Raw genomic sequence first — 20381 nt, 5'->3', positions numbered from 1 at the left:
GGGGGAGCGATCGCTCACTCCCCCGGTATGCCGGTCAGACCGTAACGACGACCTTGCCGATCTGGTCGTTCGATTCGAGGAAGCGGTGAGCGTCCTGGATGGCGTCGAGCGGGAAAGTGCGCGCGATCCGCGGCTTGAGCGCGCCCGATTCCAGACCCGCCACGATGAACGCCTTGGCGCGATCGAGGGCGGCATCGTCCGAGACGATCTCGCTGTAGAGATACCCCTTGAGCGTGAGGCTCTTGCCCAGCACGGAGAACAACGGGAACGGCGTCGGTTCGCCGCTGAGCGCGCCATATTCGAGCAGGATGCCTCCGCGTGCCATGCTCTCGGTCAGCGGCTCGAACGACGGGCCTCCGACCGGATCGAGCACCACGCGCGCACCCTGACCATCGGTTATCTCCATCACCCTCGCTACCAGATCCTCTTCCCCGGTCGCGACGACATGATGTGCACCGGCATCGATCAGGGCCTGGCGCTTGGCGCCGGTACGCGTCGTCGCGATTACCGTCGCGCCGACCATCCGCGCAATCTGGAAGGCAGCAAGGCCGACGCTGCTGGAGGCAGCAGTGACGATGACGAAATCGCCCTCGCCGAGTTTCGCCTGCTCCACCAGCGCACCCCAAGCGGTGACATACTGCATCCACACGGCCGCCGCTTCCTCGAACGTCAGCGCCGCCGGATGCTTGACGACGAGGCGGGCGGGCACGTTGGCGACCTCGCCATAAGTGCCCCAGCGCGCGATATCGAGCGGGGGGATGACACTGACGACTTCGCCTTCCGCAAACCCGGTCACGTCCGCGCCGACCGTAACGACAGTGCCGGCAGCCTCGTAGCCAAGGCGGCTCGGGAACTCGGCTTCCTGAAGGTAGGCATGGTTGCGGAACATCACCTCGGCGCGGTTTATGCCTATTGCCTTCACCGCGATCTGCACTTCGTCCGCCGCGGGCGCGGGGACTGCCACATCTTCAATCCTGAGGACGCTGGCGTCGCCATATTCGTGGATACGGACGATGCGGCTCATTGGAAAATCCTTGATTATTGAATGATCGTTCTGTAAGGGAGCGGACCACCAGTTTCAAGATATTATTTATCGATCGTTCCATATCGTGCACCAGAGATGACAGAGACGAGAGCCCGTCGCCGCGCAGGTCGCCCTCGTGTGTTCGACACTGACGCTGCGCTCGACAAGGCGGTGCGGCTGTTCTGGCAGCGCGGCTACGAGGCGACATCGATGGCCGATCTGGTGGCGGAGACTGGCGTCGCCGCCGCCAGTCTCTATGCAGCGTTTGACAACAAGGCGGGGCTGTTTGCGGCGGTAATCGAGCGCTACGCCGCGACGTTCAGCGTCCACCTCTATGCACCCATCAACGATCCGGCGTTGTCCACCTACGAGGCCGTCAAAGGCCTGCTGGAACGAGCGGCGTCATCATTCTCGGAACCTGGAACGCCGGCCGGCTGCTTCATGTATTCGGCAGCGGTAGCCGTTTCGCCGGCGTCCGCCGCCATCGAATGCCTGCTGCGCGACAAGCGTATCGCGGCGGAGACCCTCCTGATCGAGCGTCTGCAACGCGGCGCCGTGCAGGGCGAGCTTGCGGCCAACACCGATCCGGCCGTGCTAGGCAAATTCATCAATACGGTCATGGAAGGCATGTCCGTTCAGGCGCGCGACGGCGCTACGATCAACGAACTGCTCTCCATCGCCAAAATGGCACTCGATCGATGGCCGGCCGCGATATGATCGTTACATGGTGGTCATCTGCCAATCCGCCTCCCGCGACCGAACAGTCGAACTCATCTCATTGGACGAAAGCACATGAAACACGTGACATTGCTCGGCGGGGAAGTGGTTCCTTCAATGGGTCAAGGCACCTGGAAGATGGGCGAACGTGCCGAGCGGCGATCCGATGAGATCGCTGCGCTACGCGCCGGTGTCGAGTTGGGCATGACGCTTGTCGATACCGCTGAAATGTATGGCGACGGTGCGGCGGAAACGCTGATCTGCGAAGCGCTCGGCGACCGTCGCGACCAATTATTCCTCGTCAGCAAGGCGTATCCACAGAACGCATCGCGCTCTCGCCTTGCCGGTGCGTGCGAGGCGAGCCTGAAGCGGCTCGGCACCGATCGGCTCGACCTCTACCTGCTCCACTGGCGTGGATCGGTGCCGCTCGCTGAGACGATAGAGGCAATGGAGGCGCTGAAATCGGCAGGAAAGATTCGGCATTGGGGTGTCAGCAACCTCGATACCGACGATATGGACGAGCTTGTCGCTGCCGGCGGGGATGGCTGCGTGACCGATCAGATCCTATACAATCTCGTCCGTCGAGGCCCTGAGTTGGACCTCTTGCCGTGGCTCGCACAGCACAAAGTGCCAGTGATGGCGTATAGTCCCGTCGAGCAGGGAAGCCTCACAAGCCATCCCGCCCTCGACAAAGTAGCGGCCCAGGTTGGCGGAACCCCTGCGCAGGTCGCACTTGCCTGGACGTTGCGCCACGATGGCCTTATCGCCATCCCGAAAGCAAGTTCGATTGCACATGTGCGGGAGAACCGCGCTGCCGTAGATATCGTCCTCTCCGACGCCGACCTTGCGACACTCGATGCGGCATTTCCCCGGCCAGCGGGCCGTCGCCCACTCGAAATGCTGTAGCGTCAGATGGCGACATCGTCTTTCAAAGCAACCGAACGCAAATCGGACCGCTTTGAGGCATCCATGGACGCGGTGCTGGCAATTGCCATCACCCTCCCGGTGACCGAACTACACGCAACAGAGCCGACTGACGGCGACTTGGCAGCGGCATACCTAAAGCTGGCACCGGAATATGCCGCCTACGCCCTTAGCGTGATCCTGATCGGTCTTTACTGGGCTTCCAGCCACTTCACCGGCAAACTTCTGCAAAAAACCGATCATGGCTACAATCTGCTCAGCATCGGCTTTCTTGCCGCTGTCAGCATCACGCCATTTCCTGCGCGGCCGCTCATCGAGCATCTCGGCGGTGACGCGGAAAGCAAGACCGCCGTTTTGGCCTATCTGGGCGTGGCAGCGGCGCCGGCGACGTGGTGGTTCGTGCGTTGGGTGTATGCAACCGCGAGGGGGCTTCCAGACCGGCGCCTGACAGACGCCTACCTCAGGCGAACAACCCTCAAATTCGCCGTCACCGCCGGAGCCTATTGGGCAGCCTTTGCCCTGGCAATCTGGAATTGGCGTGCTGGACTGATCGTCGCGGGGATCGTTACGTTGAGCTATATCGTTCCGCCAGCAAAGCCCAGCTACAAGCCAGGCCAAGAACCGGAGAATGGCTGAGACTGGCTATAGACCCGGCAAGGCGGATGCTCACATCGGCTAATCAATCTAGGATCTTATCGATCGTGATCGGCAGGGACCGCACCCGCTTACCGGTCGCGTGATAGATCGCGTTAGCAATCGCGGCAGCGGTGCCGACGATGCCGATCTCGCCAAGGCCTTTGACCCCGAGCGGGGTCACTTCGGAATCGGGTTCATCGACGAAGATCACTTCGATATCGTGAATGTCGGCGTGCACGGGCACATGGTATTCGCCGAAGTTGTGGTTCATCCAGCGTCCCAGCCTGTGGTCGGGGAAGGTCTCTTCGTGGAGCGCCATGCCCATGCCCATCACCACGCCGCCGAGGATCTGGCTGCGCGCGGTTTTCGGGTTGATGATGCGGCCAGCGGCGACCGCATCGACGATGCGGGTGACGCGCACCACACCCAGTTCCTCGTCCACCTTCACCTCTGCGAAGATCGCGCTGTGGGTGTTCTTTGACTTGTGCAGACCCTTCCACATGTCGCCGAAGCCGGGCGCCGCGGTCTCCTCTTCCTCGATCTCCGTCAGGTCCGCGGCGTGCATCGCGTCGCCGAACGGCACCCTCACGGTCGGCGTGTCCTTCAGCACGATGCAGCCGTCCTCAAACAGCACGTCATCCATCTTAGCGTCGCCCAGCGGTGCACCGGCGATCTTGCCGGCCGCCTTCAGGAGCTTCTTGCCGACCGCCTGGCATGCGAGCTGCACCGCCGCGCCGGACGATGCCGCCCCCCACGACCCGCCTTCGACCGGAGCGGTCGGCAGGTCGGAGTCGCCCAGCTTGGCGGTGATCTGCTCGGGCGGCAGGCCGAGCGTGTCGGCCGCGACCAGGGTCATGACCGTATAGCTGCCGGTGCCGATATCCGAAGTCGCGCACGCTACTTCCAGGTGTCCGTTGGCCGTGAGCTTCGCACTTGCAGACGTCTTGGAGAATTGCGCGTCCCACATGCCGGTCGCGCAGCCCCAGCCGACCAGCTCCTTGCCATCGCGCATCGAGCGAGGCTCGGCCGAGCGCTCGCTCCATCCAAACGCCTCGGCCCCTTCGCGAAACGCCTCGCGTAGTGCCTTGCTGGTGTACGGCGTGCCATTCATCGCATCGATGGGCGAGTAGTTGACGAGCCGGAACTCGAGCGGATCGACCTTGGCGACATAGGCCATCTCGTCAATCGCGATCTCGAACAGCGTCATGCCGGTTGCCGCCCCCGGCGCGCGCATGTCCGCCGATGTCGCCGTATCGATCTGGGCGACGGTGTATTCCGCGTCGGCGTTCGGGCAGTCGTAGTTCATCAACCCCCAAGTGACGACGTTCTCCATATTGTCCTCGTAGCGCGAGGTGGAGGTGGTCGCCTCGTTGCGGATCGCGGTGAGCTTGCCGGTCGTCTCCGCGCCCAGCGCGATGCTCTGGATCGCCTGCGGGCGGTAGGCGTGGCTGAACATCTGATTGCGGGTCATCGTGACCCGCACCGAGCGCTCCAGCTTCTTGGCCGCAAGGACCGCCAGGAACACCTGATGCTGGGGCCGGAGGCCCGAGCCGAAGGCGCCGCCGACATAGGGGTTGAGCACGCGTACCTTCTTTTTCGAAAAGCCGAAGACGCTGGCAAGGTAGGCATGCACCCCCTGCGAACCTTGGGTCTTATCCCACACGGTGATGCTGCCGTCGCCGTGCCATTCGACGGTGGAGCCGAACATCTCCATGGGATTGTGGTGTTCCGGCGCCAGCCGGTAGTCGCCGGCCACCTTGAGCGGGGCGTCCGCAAACGCCTGCGCCGCGTCCCCGCGGTTTTTCGGTGCCATGTAGCCGCTGCGCTTCTTCTTCGGCACATACTTCTCGCCTAGCGCGACCTCGAAGTCGGTGTTGTGCGCCTCCGCCTCGTAGGCGACCTCGATCAGGCTGGCGGCGAAGCGCGCTGCCTCGAACGTCTCGGCCATGACCAGCGCGATCGGCTGCTGGCTGAACTGGATGCGGTCATCGTAGAGTGGCCGGAACGGCGAGCCCGGAATCTTCAGCTCGTCTTGGTAGCTGTGGTCGGTCCAGGCAACATGCGGCCGGTTCAGGTGCGTGATGACTTCGACGACGCCGGGTACGGCGCGCGCCGCCTCTTCGTCGATACTGACGATCCGCCCTTTGGCGATCGCGGCCTCGACGATGTAGCCGTACAGCAGGTTCTCCACCGGATGCTCGGCGGCGTAGCGCGCCGTGCCGGTGACTTTCTCAACCCCGTCGACGCGGTTGATCGCGCTTCCGATCCCGATTTTCGCTGCGGTAGCCATGATGTCTGTTCCTTAAGCGACGCGCTTGTCGGTCTGCGATTGCGGGGTGGCCTCGGCGGCCTGCTTCAGCGCACGGACGATGCCCTTGCGCGCGAGCGGGATCTTGAAGTCGTTCTCGCCCTGACCGACCGCCCCGGCGAGGAGGGCGTCGGCGAAGGTGCCGAACGCCTGCGGCGACGGGTGCTGGCCCTTCAGCAGCTTCTCGGCTTCCGTGCTGCGCCATGGCTTGTGTGCGACACCGCCGAGCGCCACCCGCGCTTCAGCGATCGTGCCGTCTTCGACCCGCATCGCGACGGCTATCGACACCAGCGCGAAGGCATAGGACAGACGATCGCGCAGCTTCAGGTAGGTGTAGGTCTGGGTGAAATCCTCGGCCGGCAGGTCGATGCCCGTCACCAATTCGCCTGGCTTCAGAGTGTTGTCGCGCCACGGCTCGTCGCCGGGTAGCCGATGATAATCGGCAATCGGGATCGCGCGGTCGCCTTCCGGACCGGTCACCTGGACGGTTGCGTTGAGCACCGCCAGCGCGACGCACATGTCCGACGGGTGCGTGGCGATGCACTGGTCGCTCGCGCCCAGGATGGCGTGGATGCGATTGACCCCACCGATCGCGCCACAGCCGGAGCCCGGCTCGCGCTTGTTACAGGGCGTGGCGACGTCGTAGAAATAATAGCAGCGCGTGCGCTGGTTGAGGTTGCCGCCGTTGGTCGCGGCATTGCGCAGCTGGGGGCTGGCGCCGGCGAGGATCGCCGAGGACAGCAAGGGATAGCGTTGCTCGACGCGCGCGTCCCACGCAGTGTTGGAGTTCGGCACAAGCGCGCCCAGCCGCAGCCCGCCACCGTCCAGCTCCTCAATCGCGTCCAACGGCAGGTGGTTGATGTCGATTACCGTCGTCGGTTGATCGACGTTCTCCTTCATGAGATCGATCAGGTTCGTTCCACCTGCGAGGTAGCGGACCTGCTCGCCGGCACCCGCCTGCACCGCTTCGGCGACGCTGGTCGGGCGGACATAGTCGAAGCGGTTCATGCCTTTTCTCCGATCACCTCGAGCACCGCATCGACGATGTTCGAATAGGCGCCGCACCGGCACAGATTGCCGCTCATCAGCTCGCGGACCTCGTCGCGTGTCCTGGCCTTGCCTTCGTTGATGAGGCCCTGCGCCGAGCAGATCTGGCCAGGGGTGCAATAGCCGCACTGGAACGCGTCGTGGTCGCAGAAGGCGGATTGCAGCGGATGGAGGTCGCCAGGCTGGCCCAACCCCTCGATCGTCGTGATGTCCGCCCCCTCCAGCGTCACAGCCAACTTGAGGCACGAGTTAATGCGGCGCCCGTCGACCAGCACGGTGCATGCTCCGCACTGACCGTGGTCGCAGCCCTTCTTTGTGCCGATCAGGTCTTCGCCTTCTCGCAGCAGGTCGAGCAACGTCGTCCAGGGCTCAATCGCGCGGGTGCGCGTCTCGCCGTTAATCGTCAGCGTGGTTTCCACCGTGCCGATCGGCACGGCGGCGTATGTGGCGGAGTTGACGGCTGTCGGCATGATCGGCGCCTTCTTGCTTCGGGTCAGGCCGGGATGGCGGTGATGTCGGCGGTGTTTTCCTCGGCAACCCCGTTCTCGCGGTGGCGAAAGGCGGACAGCGCACGATACACCTGCAGCCGCGCCCTCATCACCGATCCGAGCGGCCGATGCGCGGCCAGGCTATGCGCGGGACAAAAGGTCATCACCTCGTCGAAGTAGCGCACGCGCGCCGGGCTGTACGCCCCCTGCGCAGGGATGCGGACCGTGGCGACGGTGCGGTACTGGCTGTCATGTGACGGCCACTCGACCGAGGCGTCCTCGATCGGCTGCGTCTCCGCGTTCGCCCAGAGCTGCACCTTCAGCTCAAACACCGCCTCATGGTCGCGGAAGTAATCGGTCGCGGCATGGCGGAAGCCGTCCTCGTCTTCATGCGGATCGAGCTGCCACTCCCCGAGCGCGTCCTGCGCCTGCGACGCTGGCACGGCACCGAGCTTCGCGACATAGTCGCCATAACGCACCGGTGCCTGACTGAAGTAGTCGTCGCCGATCGGGTGGCTAAACGGGTGGCCGAAGAAGTCCGCCTTGGCATAAGCGGTGTTGAACAGGCCCAGCACCTTGTTGAAGTTGCGCGCCATCGACGACACAGCGCTCTTGACGCCCTCCGGCATGGGCGTGGCGGCACCGATCTTCTTCGCGTCGCTCAGGAAGCCGCTCGCCGTGCCCGACGAAAACGTGCGCCCCGTGGCAAGGACGAAATCCTGAGTCGGCGCGTCATGCCCGGGAAGCTTCTCGCCCTCGACGCCGAACACCTTGATCGCCATGCCGCGGTGTGTCGACACGCGATCGCCCAGCGTCTCGCCTGGGCCCTGTGCGAAGCGAATCGCGACGTCGTAGCTGCCCGGCTCGGCGAACAGCCCCTGCGCCAGCTCCGGCGGAAGGTCGTCGGCAATCGTCAGCGTGCCGACAACGCAGGCCGAGCTCTTGGCATGGCTGGCGCGCACGGCATGCTGCTCACGCTTCTCGACCACCTCGCTCTGCTGGGTCATCCCCTGAATGATTCCGTCGATCGTCGCCTGCTCGTCTGGTTCGAGCGTCTCGATGTCGTCGCGGTAGCGCAGGTAGGTCATGGCGAACCTCAACGGGTAGGAGCGAACGAGAACAGCTCGGTGCGGATCGACGGCGGGGCACCCGGCGTGAACCACTGCGTGTCCTGGATGTGGCTCGCGGTGACGTAGATCGTCCCGTCGGGACCTTCGGCGAACGTATCGGGCCAGCGCAGCCGTTTGTCGGTCAGGACAATCTCGGTGGACGTCCCGGCGAGCCGCCGGATCGAATAGTCGGTCGGCGAGGTGATGTAGAGGGTGCCCGCCTTGCTCATCCACAGGCCGTCGGCGACGGCAGTGGTAGCGACTGTCTTCACCGCGGCGGCGCGGTCGCGCTCGCTGACGTCGGGGCGCAGCTTGTCGGTGGCGATCGAATAGAGCGTCTTTCCCGTCAGCGCCTGCCAGTAGAGCGTCTTCCCGTCATTCGAGATCGCAATGCCGTCGGAGGCGAACGCGGGCTGCCGCCCATCCGGACGGACCAGCGGCTTGCCCTCGATCGCGACGGTGACGCTCTTGTCGATCTGGGTCGACGGATGACCGTCGAGGGCCCGGAAGCTCTTCCCACTGGCCAGATCGACGACGATGATCGCTCCGCGCGTGCCACTGTCGGTAATGTAGCCGGTCTGGCCGTCGGGCGAGAAGCGGATGTCGTTGAGGTAGGTGCCCTGCAGCGCAACGTCGCCAGGTACCGCGATAACCTTGGTCACCTTGTTGGTTTTGAGGTCGATACGGACGAGCTTCGGTGCGCCCTCCAGGATCTTCTCGTTGCCCGGTGCGCCGGGGTCGACCACCCACAAATTGCCGTGGCCGTCCGGCACGATCGACTGGACGCACACAAAGTAGTCGCCAACCGGCATTTCGTTTGCCTTGGCATTGCGCCAGCTGTTCCACTTGGCATCGGGATAGGGCCGGAGCGACCCATTCGGCATCACCTCCGCAACCGAGATCGGCGCGTCGTCGGTCCAGCGCGGGAAGTTGACGAAGCGGCGCCCGTCAGCCGAGACGGCGACGCCGGTAACCTGGTGGTCGAAGCTCGCCACCTGCGTTAGCGCGGCACTGCGTCCCGTCTGGGCATAAGCTGCTCCCGCCAGCGCTATCGTGAAGGCTCCTAGCCCGATCAGAACACCGCTTTTCCGCATCTGTCCGCTCCCGTTCACCGGACGCAACACGCGGCGGTTCACTCGTCAACGACCGTGGCCCATGCTTAGATCCAGGAAAACCAAACAAGACAAAACAGGTTAGACAGCGTCTCCACGACCGGGAGCCTCAGAAGCCCCGTGCCGCAGCTGAAGTCACAACCGAACGGTTGTGACGTCGGCTTCGGTGAAGAACGGCCAGATCGTAGCTGCTGCAAGGGGCCGCCCCAAAAACGGGCTAGTCGTTATTGCTTTGTTGGGTTTTCGCTCATATCTCGGGGTTAATCGAACCCGCCAGGCCTCTGCCCGCAAGGGTATGCACACTTGGCGGGTCTTTTTTTGCCCTGCTAAGCAGGATGGGTGCCACGCCCCTTCACAAAACCCGCGACGACGATCGCGCAGCAGCTCCAACACCTCCAGGCCGAAGGCATGGCAATCCCCGACGTGGTGCGGGCCGAGCACTAGTTACGCCATGTCAGCTACTACCGCCTGAACGCCTACTGGCTGCCCTTCGAATATCCTAAGGGCGCTTCTGGCGCCCGTTTCTTGCCCGGCACCAGCTTCGATACCGTCACCGCCCTGTACGATTTTGACCGCCGCCTTCGGCTGCTAGTGCTCGATGCGATCGAACGGATCGAAGTCGCTGTACGGGGTAGCTGGGCGTACGAGCTGGCGCAGCGGTTTGGACCCCACGGCTACCTGGATGCAGCGCTCTATTATCATCCGGGTAAGTACCACGACAACCTGACCCGCCTAACCAACGACGTGGCGAGCTCGCCCGAGACGTACATCGATCATTATCGTCGGACCTACAGCACTCCGGCAATGCCGCCGGTGTGGATGGTGGCGGAGATGATGTCGTTCGGGCAGCTCTCTCGATGGTATGCGCTGCTCGACGATCGGGGGTTGCGTAACGCCATAGCCACACCCCTCGGGCTCCCTGAAGCGGTGCTCGTGCCGCTCCTGAAGCATCTCTCCACGATCCGAAACAGCTGCGCGCATCATCCCCGGCTTTGGAACCGCGGCTTTTTGCTGCGCATGCGGGTGCCCTTCAAACCGGCCGCCCTCGTCAGCACACTTGAACCGCCCGCAGCCCGTGCTCCAGCCCAGCTCTATAACGCCGTGGTCCTCATCGACTACCTGCTGAGACAGGTCGCCGTTCGCCAAGACGCTGCTTGCCGGGCGCCCTTTCCGATCAGCCTGCGATACCGTCACCCCGACCGGCCCGCTACAGCCGCACTCTCCCGATATTCCATTCAACAACTAGGGCAACGCGTATCCGACGGTTGCCTGCGCTACGGGGCGATCCTCACTGTCTTGCCAGATGCGCACGTCGACGACAGCCAGTCTTCGTCCAAGCTTCAGTAAGCGCGCTTCGGCAACGATCATGCGCATTTCGCAGGCCGTCAGGAAATTCATCGTAAGCGTGTTAGTGACAGCCATGGCGACTGGTCCGACATGGGCGATCACCACTGCATAAGCGACTACGTCTGACGTGCTCCCCTGAAACTCCGCCATTCTGAGCTAGAGTCCTTCACGAAGGAGGACGATGATGAAGCGCAGCAGGTTCACCGAGGAGCAGGTTATCGGGATTTTGCGGGAGCAGGAGGCCGGTTCGAAGACGGCGGACGTGTGCCGCAAGCACGGTGTGAGCAGTGCGACGTTCTACAAGTGGAAGGCGGCTTATGGCGGCATGGACGTGTCGCAGGCGCGCAAGCTGAAGGTGCTTGAGGACGAGAACGCGCGGCTGAAGCGGCTGCTGGCTGATGCGATGCTCGACAATGCGGTGCTGAAGGAGGTTGCCTCAAAAAACTGGTAGGGCCTGCCGTTCAGCGGAGGGCTGTCGAGGATGTTCGGCAGCTCTTCGACATCAGCGAGCGTCGGGCCTGTTCCATCCTTAGCGTGGATCGATCGTCGATGCGCTATGCGCATCGGCGTAGTGATGATGGCGACCTGCGGTCGCGTCTTCGCGAGATCGCGCTTGAACGTCGCCGGTTCGGTTATCGGCGGCTGGGGATCATGCTGGCCCGCGAGGGCATCGTGATGAACCACAAGAAGCTGCTGCGGCTGTATCGCGAGGAGAACCTGCGTGTGCGGCGCCAGCGGGGCCGCAAGCGAGCGATGGGCACAAGGGCACCGATGACGTTGCCGCAAGGTCCGAACCAGCGCTGGAGCCTGGACTTCGTGAGCGACACGCTGGTGTGCAGCAGGCGCATCCGCATCCTTGCGGTGGTGGACGACTTCACGCGCGAGAATCTCGCGCTGGTGGTCGATACGTCGCTATCGGGCGCGCGTGTTGCTCGCGAGCTCGACGCGATCATCGCGGTGCGCGGCAAGCCGCTGATGATCGTGAGCGACAATGGCACGGAGCTGACCAGCCTGGCGATCCTGCGCTGGGCGCAGGACCGGCAGATCGAATGGCACTACATCGCGCCAGGCAAGCCGCAGCAGAACGGCTACGTCGCGAGCTTTAATGGTCGCTTGCGCGACGAATGCCTGAACGAGACGCTGTTCGCGTCCCTGAGCCATGCGCGGTCGGTGCTGCGGGCATGGCGCGACGACTACAACCACGTGCGGCCGCATAGCGGAATAGGCGGGCTGACGCCCGCCGATGCTGCCAGGCGGGTTGCACAACCCCACCCGCCAGGGCACCCTGGCAACCCCGGACTCTACTTATGAGTGGAGGAGAAAAGGGGAGCACGTCACATCTGTTCGCCGTTGTTTGCACGTGTGAACCTTAGCTGCGTTCAGCCGCGCTCCGCTCGGCTTACTAGAAGCTGGCTCACATCCTCGACGCTGACCCGCGACCCACCTTTGCTGCGGAGAATAATCAATTCGCCTCGGTGGTGCAGCGCATAAAGCGTGGTCCGGCTTACGCTAGATTTCGTCCACGACCAGCTCATGACCGGCCGGCGGTTCCGCGTGCTCAACATCGTCGACGATGTCACGCGCGAATGCCTCCGGGCGGTGGTGGATACGCCGATCTCGAGCTGGCGGGTCGTACGCGAGTTGACCGATCTGATTGTCGAACGTGGTAAACCCACGATGATCGTCAACGACAACGGCACCGAACTCACCTCGAACGCGGTGCTCGCCTGATCCGTCGACGTGGGCATCGAGTGGCATTACATTGCGCCGGGCAAGCCGACCCAGAACGGGTTCGTCGAGAGCTTCAATAGTCGTATGCGCGACGAGTTGCTCAACAAGACGCTGTTCTTCACGGTTCGCCAAGTCCGCTCAATCCTGGCGTGCTGGGTCGACGACTACAACACCTAGCGGCCGCGCTCCTCGCTCGGTCACGCCACCCCGGCGGCATTGGCCGCTGGGCTCGAACAGCAACGGGCGGGTTTAACCGCTCACGTTGCTTCACCTGCGCTCATGCGCAACAGCACCGGTCGGTCTCTGGTTACCGCTGGATGAAAGATTGGGTCACGTCACCGAAAGACACGATCGACGTTTGCCAAAGTAACTAAATGGCATACCTCTTCTCCAAAGCGCTGCAGATCCGGCGCCAGTCGTCTTCGAATGCGCGATGCATCTGGGCGGGCGGGTCGTCGAACACCGCGTGTACGGCGGCGAACCCGGAGAGGTGGTGCGTCAGCACGGGTGTGACGATATGCACATGGGGGCTACGGCTGGAACGCGCGTCGGACGGCATGTGCTGGACGATAAGGCTGCTGAGATGCCTGGGCTGCATGCAGAGCGCCGTGTACATATAAGCGGCATGCATCATGCCATGACGCGGCAGCGAAGGCGGGAACCTCAAGGTCTGGACGACCGCGAGCAGGTTCTGCCCCGGCTGGATGTGCGCGTCGTAACAGTCGAACAGTTCACGCGGACTGCCGACGTCGCCGACCCCGTCGGCTAGAAGAAGCCGGAAGTTCGCGGCGGTCACCGCCCAGTCCGCGCCGGCCGCAGCGATTTCGGCGGCGGTCGGTTTGCGCGGCTGGAGCTTGGCGCGGGCGAGGTCGGCGACCCGGTGGGTCCCGCCCTTGTCGTTGCCGGCCCAGAGCAACGCGAACCCGTAATCGCTGTCCGGCCCGGTGCGCGCCGGGTCGTCATACAGCATATCCATCGTCTGGGCGGGGCTGATCCACTTCATGGTTCAGCCCTCCAGTGCCTGGTCGACCAGCACGCGGGCCGCGCCCAGCCCGCGATAGCGGTCGATCGTGTTGGCGAACGGCGCCGGCCTGGGCTCGAGCGGCCCGCCAGCCAGGCGGAACGACGGCTCGGCATCGACTGGCGCACGGTGGTCGGGCACCAGCCAGAGATCGCCGGTCTGCGATAGCCACGGCAAGTGCGGGCCATACCAGTGGACGCCGAGCGACGACCACAGACAGACCTGTGCCGAAGCCTGGCGCTCGCCGCGCGCGCTCGTGCCGATGGAGACGACGAGCGCGTCGCTGCGCGCCTGGCGCACGGCGCTGCCGACCACGGCGCGCAGGCCACGCGGATCGTCGATCGTCGGCACCAGCAGCAGCGCCGGTTCGCTCACATAAAGGTAGTTCCAGAAGTCGCGGGGCAGTTCGGTGGTGGCGTCCTTGCGGATCGTCCAGCCGGCGGTGGTCATCAGGGCGAGGCTCGCGCCGATTACCTGCGCCTCCGCGATGCGGCGCGCGTGAATGTCGTTGGTCACTTGGGTCTTCTTGTGTCAGCGCGTCGCCGGCTGCGGACGCGAGCGCGCGAGGGATATTTTCACCTGACGGTACAGCCGCAGGCTCCTTCCCCATTCCATTTCGATCGGCGATGCCGATCCCGGCCCGCAGGCGGTCTTTTTCAGTCGCCGATGCCGGGTCCATGCCGCCCGGTCGATGGCGACGACCGCGTACTGCCGCGCTGGTCGAGCACCTGCCAGCTATCGAACCTTTCAGCGTCGCCCGGCACTGCCTCGGCGATCCGCACGAGCAGCCAATATCCGGCATCGCTCACCGTGAACGTGCGCAGACGGTCCATCACCTCGTCCGATTCGGTCGCGGCCAGCATTACGCCACCGTCGATGCGCAGCGATGCCCGCCCGGCGACGATATCGTTCAGCGGTTCCTGCATGCTCTGGTCGAACGCTCGCTGGCCCGACTTATCGGCCCGCGCGTACAGCGTATGCGCGCGGAACGTCGCGACGACCTGATGCACCGAATGCAGTCGGCGGTCGTGGTTCATTCGCTCCGGCGTTGCGCTCCGCGGCGGCCGCAATGGCGTACGCTGTGTTGCTGGTTTGGGCGACGGGTTGGGCGGCGACGTACCACCATGCACCGGACGCTGCCGGACAAGATCGCGCAAACGCTCTGTCGGCGACGTGGGCGACTGCCCGATATTGACGGGATGACGCGACGGCGCGGCAGATTTGCGATCGGGCGGTCCAACATCGTCGGCGGCCTCGCCACCTTGCAGCAGGCCTCGACCTAATGACCGCACAACCGATTGCTCCACCCTCACCTGATCATCGGTATCAGACAGCCGCGCGTGTTCAACGGGCGTGCTCGGTACCGTCTGGGCGCCCGTGTCTGGCGAGGCAACGACAGCCTCCGGTTCTTTGCCCACGTCGCTGACGGAGGGTGTTGCGACAGGCGTACCAGGCTCGGCGTCGAGATCTGCGACACGCGACCGAGGCCCAGTCTGCACCGCCCCGACCGAAGGGGGATTGGTCCGCGTTTCGGCATCGACCAAGCGCGTCGATACCGCGGTGCGCTCTTGCTTCATCGGCGCTGCCCGATCAACCTCATTGGCCGACGCCGCCAGCGCCGTCTGCGTTTGCGCCTCCGGTGTCGCGGCGACTTCGGCGACCCGGATCGATCGACCGTTGTCGCGGGCGCCGGTGGCGTCAGTCGAGCTCGCCTTTCCGATATCACGCGCGTCATTGACCAACTGCTCGACGACCCCGCCCGTACGGCTGGACCGCGGCGCCGTCGCCGATGCCGATGCCGAAGGCGACCGGGCAACCGGTTGGCCCACGCCGCGAGACGGCGAGACGGACTCTGCCATCATCTCGCTTTCCGACACCGACGGTGACGGCGCGGTCGGCGCCTCCGTCACCTGTGTCACGTCCGCGTGCAGGTCGGCCGCAGACGTCGGAACCCCGACACCCGCCGCGTCCGGCAACGATGCGATCGTCACCCCCGCTCCCGCCATCCCGACACCATCGACCACCGCGCTGGACGCGCGGCTGGCGGCGTCGAACCGCGCTCTCGCATCCGGCAGCCGAGCGCAAAATGTGGGATGATCGCGGTAGAGACGATAGTGCCGCCGCACCGTGCGCGGAGCCGCGCCGGCATCATCGCCAAGCAGCCCGTCTTCGCCATGCCCGGAGATATAGGCGAGCACCCGGCCGATCTCTTCTTCCTGCCGCTTGCCGGCCTGGCGCAACACACCCGCGAACCGCCGGGCATAGGGTTGTCGGGCGATCAATGTTTCGTCCACCGCACGCAAGCCGACTGGCATGAAAAGGTCGTCGATCCCGCCTGCCTGAACAAGCTGGACGAACCGGTCGGCTGGCGTCGCCCATTCGACCGAGCGCTGCCGCTGGATATGCTCGACCAGCGCCTCAAAATGCGCATCGTCGTCGAGCGGCACGGGGTGACGCGCGGGCAGCAGCACGGTCTCGCCGGACCAGGTTGCGGCGCGACGGGCGGCATCCTGCGCGTGCTCAAGCTGGGCGATGCGTGCGGTGATCCGGTCGGCGATGTCGTGCAACGCGCGCGCCATTTTGGAGACCTCCGCCCGCGCGGCTCGGATCGTGTCCGCGTGCGGCATGAGCGCATCATCGACCGCGTCGAGATGCGCCAGCGCGAGCTCGTTGCGCGCGCGATAACTTGCGCTCGCCCGGACTTCCGCAGCGCTTGCCGTGCCGGCCTTGATGGCGGCGAGCGCATCACCGCTTTTGACTGCCAGACGGTCGGCAGCTGAGCGCGCCATGTCGGTCGAGAGGTCGTGATCAGCGAGCAGTTCCAGCAAGCCCGCCAGCCGATCAGTCAGCGCGATATGTTGATCGCGCAGCGCAACCAGATCTACATCGCCGCCGGGCACGTCAATGTCGTCAATGCGCGCGATCACCGCTCGGTGTCCCGCCAGTTCGACGGCGATGTCTCGCGCCGCCTGCCGACGACGGCCGTCCCATCCCTTGATCGCGTTGCTGCGGTCGATATCGATCGCATCCCCCGCGTCGACCCGTGCCGCCGCGGCGCTGCCGAGATGCTCGCCCGGTGCCTGGACGATGCCCATCTCGGCGAAGGTCCTGGGGTCGTAACGCCGGCGCACGCCGCGCTGTTCGAGACGGGCATTGATCATGTCGGCAAAGGCGCGCCTCAGTGCCGCAACATCCGCCGCCGAGCGCTGCTCGAACCATAGTTTGGCCAGAGTAGCTCTGTCTATGGCGCCCAGCCGGAGCGCGATATCGCCGGCCTGCAGCTTGCCGCCGAACTCCCAGCTGCCATCGTCGCACCGGCGGCACGCACCCGGATAGATCAGGATGTGCGGATGCCGGTTGCGCAGGTCATTGCGATGAGTCGGATGATGCGCGGCGATGGTGTATTTAAGGCCGAGGCGGTCGAGCATCCGGCCAAAGTCCTCAGCGACTGCACAGTCGTCATCGCCGTCAAGCTCATAGGCGAACTCGGTCTCGATCCGCCACTGTAGCACGCCGCCGCGCGGGCGCACGACGTGAATCAGCCGATCGTCCCGGCGCGTGCCGTAGCGGTCCTGGTCCAGCGCGCCGGCCCAGTCGAACGCGGCTTCATCGAGGTCGATCGAATGGACGCGCTGGCGTGGTCCCGCGTTGTCCCGCGCGAGCTCCTCGGCAAGTTCGCGCAGCGCTGTTCGCACCGCCACCGGTGTGCCGTCCTCGTCCGCCAGGCGCGCCAGATCGGCCAGATCGCCGCGCTGCGGACGGATCTCCAGCCGCGGATGCGACGGCGTGACGGATGCGGCATGCGCCGCGTCCCAGAAGGCTTCGCGCGTCTGGGGATCGTCCGAGATGTTGCTGACAACGAACGCCGTGCGCGATTGGCCGGCGTGACCATGCTCATCGACTACGTAGCGCTCGGCGCCCACCGCGAGGTTCGCCGCCGGATCGTGCGCGGTCACATAACGTTCGAAGCCGCTCGCAGCGTTGGTGGTGGCCGTACCTCCCGTTCCCGGTCCGGCCGCCGACCGCACCTTGCTGATCGCCGAGAAGGAGAAATGGAAACTGGTCGCGCCATCGCGCGTTGCCGGCCGCCACGATGGCGGCGCGGGGAAGCTGAGATCGATCGCCTGACGCGACCGGGTCCAGGCCGAGGCGCGCTTGCTGGTCTGCTGCTTGTCGAGCTTGACCCTACGCGCCGGCCTCATCCCGCCAAGCTCCTCCAGTGCCTGCCGCGAGATCAGCGCGCGGACGGCGGCGTTGGCATGGAACAGGCGGTCGGTCAGTTGCACGGCGGCTCGCGAAAGTTACGTCATGGCACCAGGATGACTCGGCTCTGCCACGCCGGCCAGCCCCCTCTTGAAAAAAATCTCCTCGCCTTCCGGAGCGACAGCGGCGGACCCGCGCGATTGTCCGAGCATCGCGCCTCGCCTGTTGCCCGATATGCGGGCAGATGGCGACATCTGGGGTGGTTGGCGGCCCCGCCACCCCCCATCGCTCGTAGTCGGCAACGACTACCGTATTGCGCAAAACCTTCCTCCTTTCCTCCCTCACTCGCATGCGTGTGGCGCATGCGCACGCGCGTGGCACATCCGCTTGTGCGTGTCGCACGCGCCCGTTGCGCGCCTCGCGTGCGTGAGGCCGTGTCTGCGGTTCAGGTTACCCTGAAGGGGGTGTCGATCGACCGTAATTTCCGCCGGTCGCCCCTCGTCGGGCACCGGACAGGAAAGGTCGCACCATGAACGCATTCAACATCGGCAAGCAGCCGCCCGAAGTGGCGCAGGCACTGGGCAAGGTGCTGGCCGAACTCGTTCTGCTCGGCAAGGAAGATCCTTTGACGATCGAGCGCGTCGCCGAGCTTGTCGACGGCGGCGAACGCGATGCGTGGCTGATGGCGCGGGCGCTCGAAATCCTGCCCGCGGAAATCGATGCGCGGCATTGGCTCGACTGGATCGAGGGCGGTCGCGCACCGGCGTCAGCCGACCGCCTGACCGACCCCGAGCGCGGGCAGAAAAAGTCGGCGCGCGGCGCATGGCAGTCGGCGGTCGACCGGCGCGAGCTGGCCGCGCAGCAGGTTACGATCGCGCGCGAGAAGTTGGCCGAGGCCGAAGCCAATTTTGAGGAGTGCGAGCTGGCGGTCAGGCACGCCGACGCGCATCTGCGCGCGGCGGTCTGCTACCGCCTCCGGATCGATGAGGCGAAGCTGCTTGCGGGTGCCTTCGCAATGGGGCCGGCGTTCACGCTATTGCGCGCGATCAGCACCTATCAGCGGCGCGACGCGGCGTTCGAGGCCGCGCTCGACGAGCACGGTCGCGCGTGGATCGACGAGCATATCACCAACCGCCAGGACACGGCGCGGACGATCATGGAGCTGCTCGACTTTCTTGCCGGCGACGCTGGCGTCGAGATCAAGCTGCACCACGCGATCCACAAGGTGCTGACCGAGGCCTATGCCGCGGTCGAAGCCGAGCGGACCGAGGCGAAGCGGGATGGCACGCCGCTCAGCCTCCGAGCAAAACGCACCATGCGCAATCACGACCAGCGCCGCACCAGCGTGCGGCGCGAAGGCCTGCGCAACGACTATGGGTTAGTGCTCGACGGATTGGATGTCGGCGCATCGGCCGACGGAGATGAAGAGCCAGGCAATCCTGCATCGTGATCGAAGATCACAGGGTCGTACATAAAAAGCCCGAGCGTCGCCCCGGACGCTCAGGCTTGTGTCTTACGGGGGCAGTGAAATGGCGTCGCGACCGCTCAGGCGGCTTGCAGCTCGTCCACCTGAATGAACCGTCGGCGCATACCGAGCCGGACGTCGGTATAACGGTCACCGCGCGCCCGCGCCGAGGTGATCACCGCGTCGCCGAGCAGTGGCTCGCCGTCCAGCAGAGTGGCCGCTGACAGGCCGACCACATGCTGCAGATCACTGTCGTTCAGCGCCCGATCGAGCCGCAGCTCCGACCCATGGATAAGCGCGGTCGGCGACGTCGTCGCCAGCCGGGCACACAAGGAAATGCGCCCTTCCCACAACACGACCGACACGGAAGTGACATCGACGCCGGAATCGCCATCGCGGTAAAGGTCGGCCTGCCGATATTTTGTCTGCAGGTCGGCGATCACTGCCGCGGGGTCGCGCCCGCTGCGCGCGATCGCTGCCTCCGCCAGGGCGTCGATTTCCAGCATCGCGTGATGCGCGTCAAGCCGGGCCTTGCGCCGCTGCCGGCGTCGTTGCGACGGCGCGATAAGACGCATGCTGCCCGCGAAATCACGGCCGTTCGTACCGCCGATCGCCGACACCTCCGGTCGCAGCATCGGGTCGAGCGTCTCGACCGCCGCTTCCAGCTCCTCACGGCGCCAGTCGAACGGGCACTGTATCGGCAAGGGCGCCATGCTGAACCCCGCGAGCCGCATGCCTGCGTTGGCCCGATCGATCGACGCCTCGACCCGTGCCCGGAGCGCCGCGACGCGCTCGGCGAAGCGGTCATGTTGCGCCAGCAACTCGCTGATCCTTGCGCGGATCGCGGCCGCCAGAAACGTCGTCTTGTCATTGCCGGCGGTCACCTCGTCGACCAACAGCACCAGCTCGACGTCAGCCAGGGTCAACACCACCCGGAAGCCATCATAGCCGCTCCGCCGATCGGTCATCGGGTTAATGGTGACGGTGGCTTTGACACCGATCTCCGCGGCGGCCTTCGTTGCGATCCCGCGCACGCGCCGAGCGATGCGCTTGAGGTGCTTGGCCTGCAGGTCATCGGGGGGGTCGGTCATCTACCTGGTCCTTGTGAATTTCATCCGAACGTCAGCGTTCGACCTCCATCATCCACTCCACTTCTCGTGCTCTTCGCCGATCGGTCACACGGGGCACCAACAGATGTTGTCGCACACCGACAAAGTCTAAGTTGCAATACCGATGTGTCTGCAGCAGA

Annotated in this window: 16 protein-coding genes and 2 pseudogenes; 7 read left to right on the top strand and 11 right to left on the bottom strand. The window is 65.0% G+C overall.

From position 1 onward, the window contains the following. Positions 1-34 precede the first annotated feature (34 nt). Positions 35-1024: a zinc-dependent alcohol dehydrogenase family protein gene (locus tag BFL28_RS11760; protein ID WP_069320761.1), complete on the bottom strand. Its 990-nt coding sequence runs from the start codon at positions 1022-1024 to the stop codon at positions 35-37. Between the two features lie 138 nt (positions 1025-1162). On the opposite strand from BFL28_RS11760, the gene BFL28_RS11755 reads away from it, so the two are divergent. The 3 genes from BFL28_RS11755 (at position 1163) to BFL28_RS11745 (ending at position 3301) form a co-directional block, all read left to right on the top strand. Beyond that, on the top strand, positions 1163-1741 hold the full coding sequence (locus BFL28_RS11755) for a TetR/AcrR family transcriptional regulator (protein ID WP_241527305.1): 579 nt from the start codon (positions 1163-1165) through the stop codon (positions 1739-1741). Positions 1742-1816: 75 nt separating this feature from the next. Next, positions 1817-2647, top strand: coding sequence for an aldo/keto reductase (locus BFL28_RS11750; protein ID WP_173655733.1), 831 nt, complete (start codon positions 1817-1819; stop codon positions 2645-2647). Positions 2648-2653: 6 nt separating this feature from the next. Beyond that, positions 2654-3301, top strand: coding sequence for a TMEM175 family protein (locus tag BFL28_RS11745; RefSeq protein ID WP_079247099.1), 648 nt, complete (start codon positions 2654-2656; stop codon positions 3299-3301). A 43-nt stretch (positions 3302-3344) separates the two neighbouring features. Here BFL28_RS11745 and BFL28_RS11740 read toward each other — a convergent pair whose 3' ends face one another. From BFL28_RS11740 to BFL28_RS11720, 5 genes are read right to left on the bottom strand one after another with little or no spacing between them, the layout of a single operon-like run. Next, positions 3345-5591 carry a xanthine dehydrogenase family protein molybdopterin-binding subunit gene (locus BFL28_RS11740; protein WP_069320758.1) on the bottom strand — a complete coding sequence of 749 codons (2247 nt, stop codon included), beginning with the start codon at positions 5589-5591 and terminating at the stop codon, positions 3345-3347. Positions 5592-5603: 12 nt separating this feature from the next. Further along, positions 5604-6617 (bottom strand): FAD binding domain-containing protein, encoded by a 1014-nt coding sequence (locus tag BFL28_RS11735; protein ID WP_069320757.1) that lies wholly within the window; start codon positions 6615-6617, stop codon positions 5604-5606. Beyond that, entirely contained in the window at positions 6614-7126 is a 513-nt protein-coding gene (locus BFL28_RS11730; RefSeq protein ID WP_069320756.1) for a (2Fe-2S)-binding protein, read from the bottom strand. The genes BFL28_RS11735 and BFL28_RS11730 overlap by 4 nt, the downstream gene beginning before the upstream one ends. A 23-nt stretch (positions 7127-7149) precedes the next feature. Further along, positions 7150-8232 (bottom strand): catalase family protein, encoded by a 1083-nt coding sequence (locus BFL28_RS11725; RefSeq protein ID WP_069320755.1) that lies wholly within the window; start codon positions 8230-8232, stop codon positions 7150-7152. An 8-nt stretch (positions 8233-8240) separates the two neighbouring features. Continuing rightward, positions 8241-9347, bottom strand: a complete 1107-nt coding sequence (locus BFL28_RS11720) for an L-dopachrome tautomerase-related protein (protein ID WP_069320769.1) — start codon at positions 9345-9347, stop codon at positions 8241-8243. A gap of 474 nt (positions 9348-9821) precedes the next feature. On the opposite strand from BFL28_RS11720, the pseudogene BFL28_RS21790 reads away from it, so the two are divergent. After that, positions 9822-10712, top strand: a pseudogene (locus BFL28_RS21790) (Abi family protein); the annotation flags it as partial. On the opposite strand, the gene BFL28_RS20190 reads toward BFL28_RS21790, so the two are convergent. After that, complete coding sequence (locus BFL28_RS20190; protein ID WP_079247098.1) at positions 10608-10862, bottom strand: hotdog domain-containing protein; 255 nt, start codon at positions 10860-10862, stop codon at positions 10608-10610. The pseudogene BFL28_RS21790 and the gene BFL28_RS20190 overlap by 105 nt on opposite strands. 34 nt (positions 10863-10896) lie before the next feature. Here BFL28_RS20190 and BFL28_RS11705 point away from each other — a divergent pair. Continuing rightward, positions 10897-12023 (top strand): IS3 family transposase gene (locus BFL28_RS11705; protein ID WP_119184592.1). Its coding sequence is split into 2 segments (ribosomal slippage): positions 10897-11149 and positions 11149-12023, totalling 1128 coding nucleotides; the frame shifts between segments, so codons are not numbered across the junction. Positions 12024-12212: 189 nt separating this feature from the next. Next, a pseudogene (locus tag BFL28_RS20510) lies at positions 12213-12764 on the top strand (integrase core domain-containing protein); the annotation flags it as partial. Between the two features lie 49 nt (positions 12765-12813). Here BFL28_RS20510 and BFL28_RS11695 read toward each other — a convergent pair. The 3 genes from BFL28_RS11695 to BFL28_RS11685 all read right to left on the bottom strand — a co-directional run bounded on the left by BFL28_RS11695 (position 12814) and on the right by BFL28_RS11685 (position 17750). Beyond that, positions 12814-13446 carry a hypothetical protein gene (locus BFL28_RS11695; RefSeq protein WP_069320753.1) on the bottom strand — a complete coding sequence of 211 codons (633 nt, stop codon included), beginning with the start codon at positions 13444-13446 and terminating at the stop codon, positions 12814-12816. A 3-nt stretch (positions 13447-13449) separates the two neighbouring features. Further along, positions 13450-13980 (bottom strand): hypothetical protein, encoded by a 531-nt coding sequence (locus BFL28_RS11690; RefSeq protein WP_069320752.1) that lies wholly within the window; start codon positions 13978-13980, stop codon positions 13450-13452. A gap of 140 nt (positions 13981-14120) precedes the next feature. Next, positions 14121-17750, bottom strand: a complete 3630-nt coding sequence (locus BFL28_RS11685; protein ID WP_069320751.1) for a MobA/MobL family protein — start codon at positions 17748-17750, stop codon at positions 14121-14123. A gap of 446 nt (positions 17751-18196) precedes the next feature. Between BFL28_RS11685 and BFL28_RS11680 the strand changes: the two genes are divergently transcribed. Continuing rightward, positions 18197-19117 (top strand): hypothetical protein, encoded by a 921-nt coding sequence (locus BFL28_RS11680; protein WP_069320750.1) that lies wholly within the window; start codon positions 18197-18199, stop codon positions 19115-19117. A gap of 95 nt (positions 19118-19212) precedes the next feature. On the opposite strand, the gene BFL28_RS11675 is transcribed toward BFL28_RS11680, so the two are convergent. Beyond that, positions 19213-20223, bottom strand: a complete 1011-nt coding sequence (locus BFL28_RS11675) for a hypothetical protein (RefSeq protein WP_069320749.1) — start codon at positions 20221-20223, stop codon at positions 19213-19215. Positions 20224-20381: the final 158 nt, after the last annotated feature.

Origin of the sequence: Sphingomonas turrisvirgatae (assembly GCF_001721295.1) — a bacterium.
GTDB classification, from domain to species: Bacteria; Pseudomonadota; Alphaproteobacteria; order Sphingomonadales; family Sphingomonadaceae; genus Sphingomonas; species Sphingomonas turrisvirgatae.
The sequence above is the reverse complement of the archived record's forward strand: the minus strand, read 5'-3'. Positions and strand labels throughout refer to the sequence as shown.

What these genes read in the sequence shown, in the direction of transcription:
- BFL28_RS11760 (WP_069320761.1), bottom strand. Translation starts at nt 1,024, where the DNA reads ATGAGCCGCATCGTCCGTATCCACGAATATGGCGACGCCAGCGTCCTC.
- BFL28_RS11750 (WP_173655733.1), top strand. Translation starts at nt 1,817, where the DNA reads ATGAAACACGTGACATTGCTCGGCGGGGAAGTGGTTCCTTCAATGGGT.
- BFL28_RS11745 (WP_079247099.1), top strand. Translation starts at nt 2,654, where the DNA reads ATGGCGACATCGTCTTTCAAAGCAACCGAACGCAAATCGGACCGCTTT.
- BFL28_RS11740 (WP_069320758.1), bottom strand. Translation starts at nt 5,591, where the DNA reads ATGGCTACCGCAGCGAAAATCGGGATCGGAAGCGCGATCAACCGCGTC.
- BFL28_RS11735 (WP_069320757.1), bottom strand. Translation starts at nt 6,617, where the DNA reads ATGAACCGCTTCGACTATGTCCGCCCGACCAGCGTCGCCGAAGCGGTG.
- BFL28_RS11730 (WP_069320756.1), bottom strand. Translation starts at nt 7,126, where the DNA reads ATGCCGACAGCCGTCAACTCCGCCACATACGCCGCCGTGCCGATCGGC.
- BFL28_RS11725 (WP_069320755.1), bottom strand. Translation starts at nt 8,232, where the DNA reads ATGACCTACCTGCGCTACCGCGACGACATCGAGACGCTCGAACCAGAC.
- BFL28_RS11720 (WP_069320769.1), bottom strand. Translation starts at nt 9,347, where the DNA reads ATGCGGAAAAGCGGTGTTCTGATCGGGCTAGGAGCCTTCACGATAGCG.
- BFL28_RS20190 (WP_079247098.1), bottom strand. Translation starts at nt 10,862, where the DNA reads ATGGCGGAGTTTCAGGGGAGCACGTCAGACGTAGTCGCTTATGCAGTG.
- BFL28_RS11695 (WP_069320753.1), bottom strand. Translation starts at nt 13,446, where the DNA reads ATGAAGTGGATCAGCCCCGCCCAGACGATGGATATGCTGTATGACGAC.
- BFL28_RS11680 (WP_069320750.1), top strand. Translation starts at nt 18,197, where the DNA reads ATGAACGCATTCAACATCGGCAAGCAGCCGCCCGAAGTGGCGCAGGCA.
- BFL28_RS11675 (WP_069320749.1), bottom strand. Translation starts at nt 20,223, where the DNA reads ATGACCGACCCCCCCGATGACCTGCAGGCCAAGCACCTCAAGCGCATC.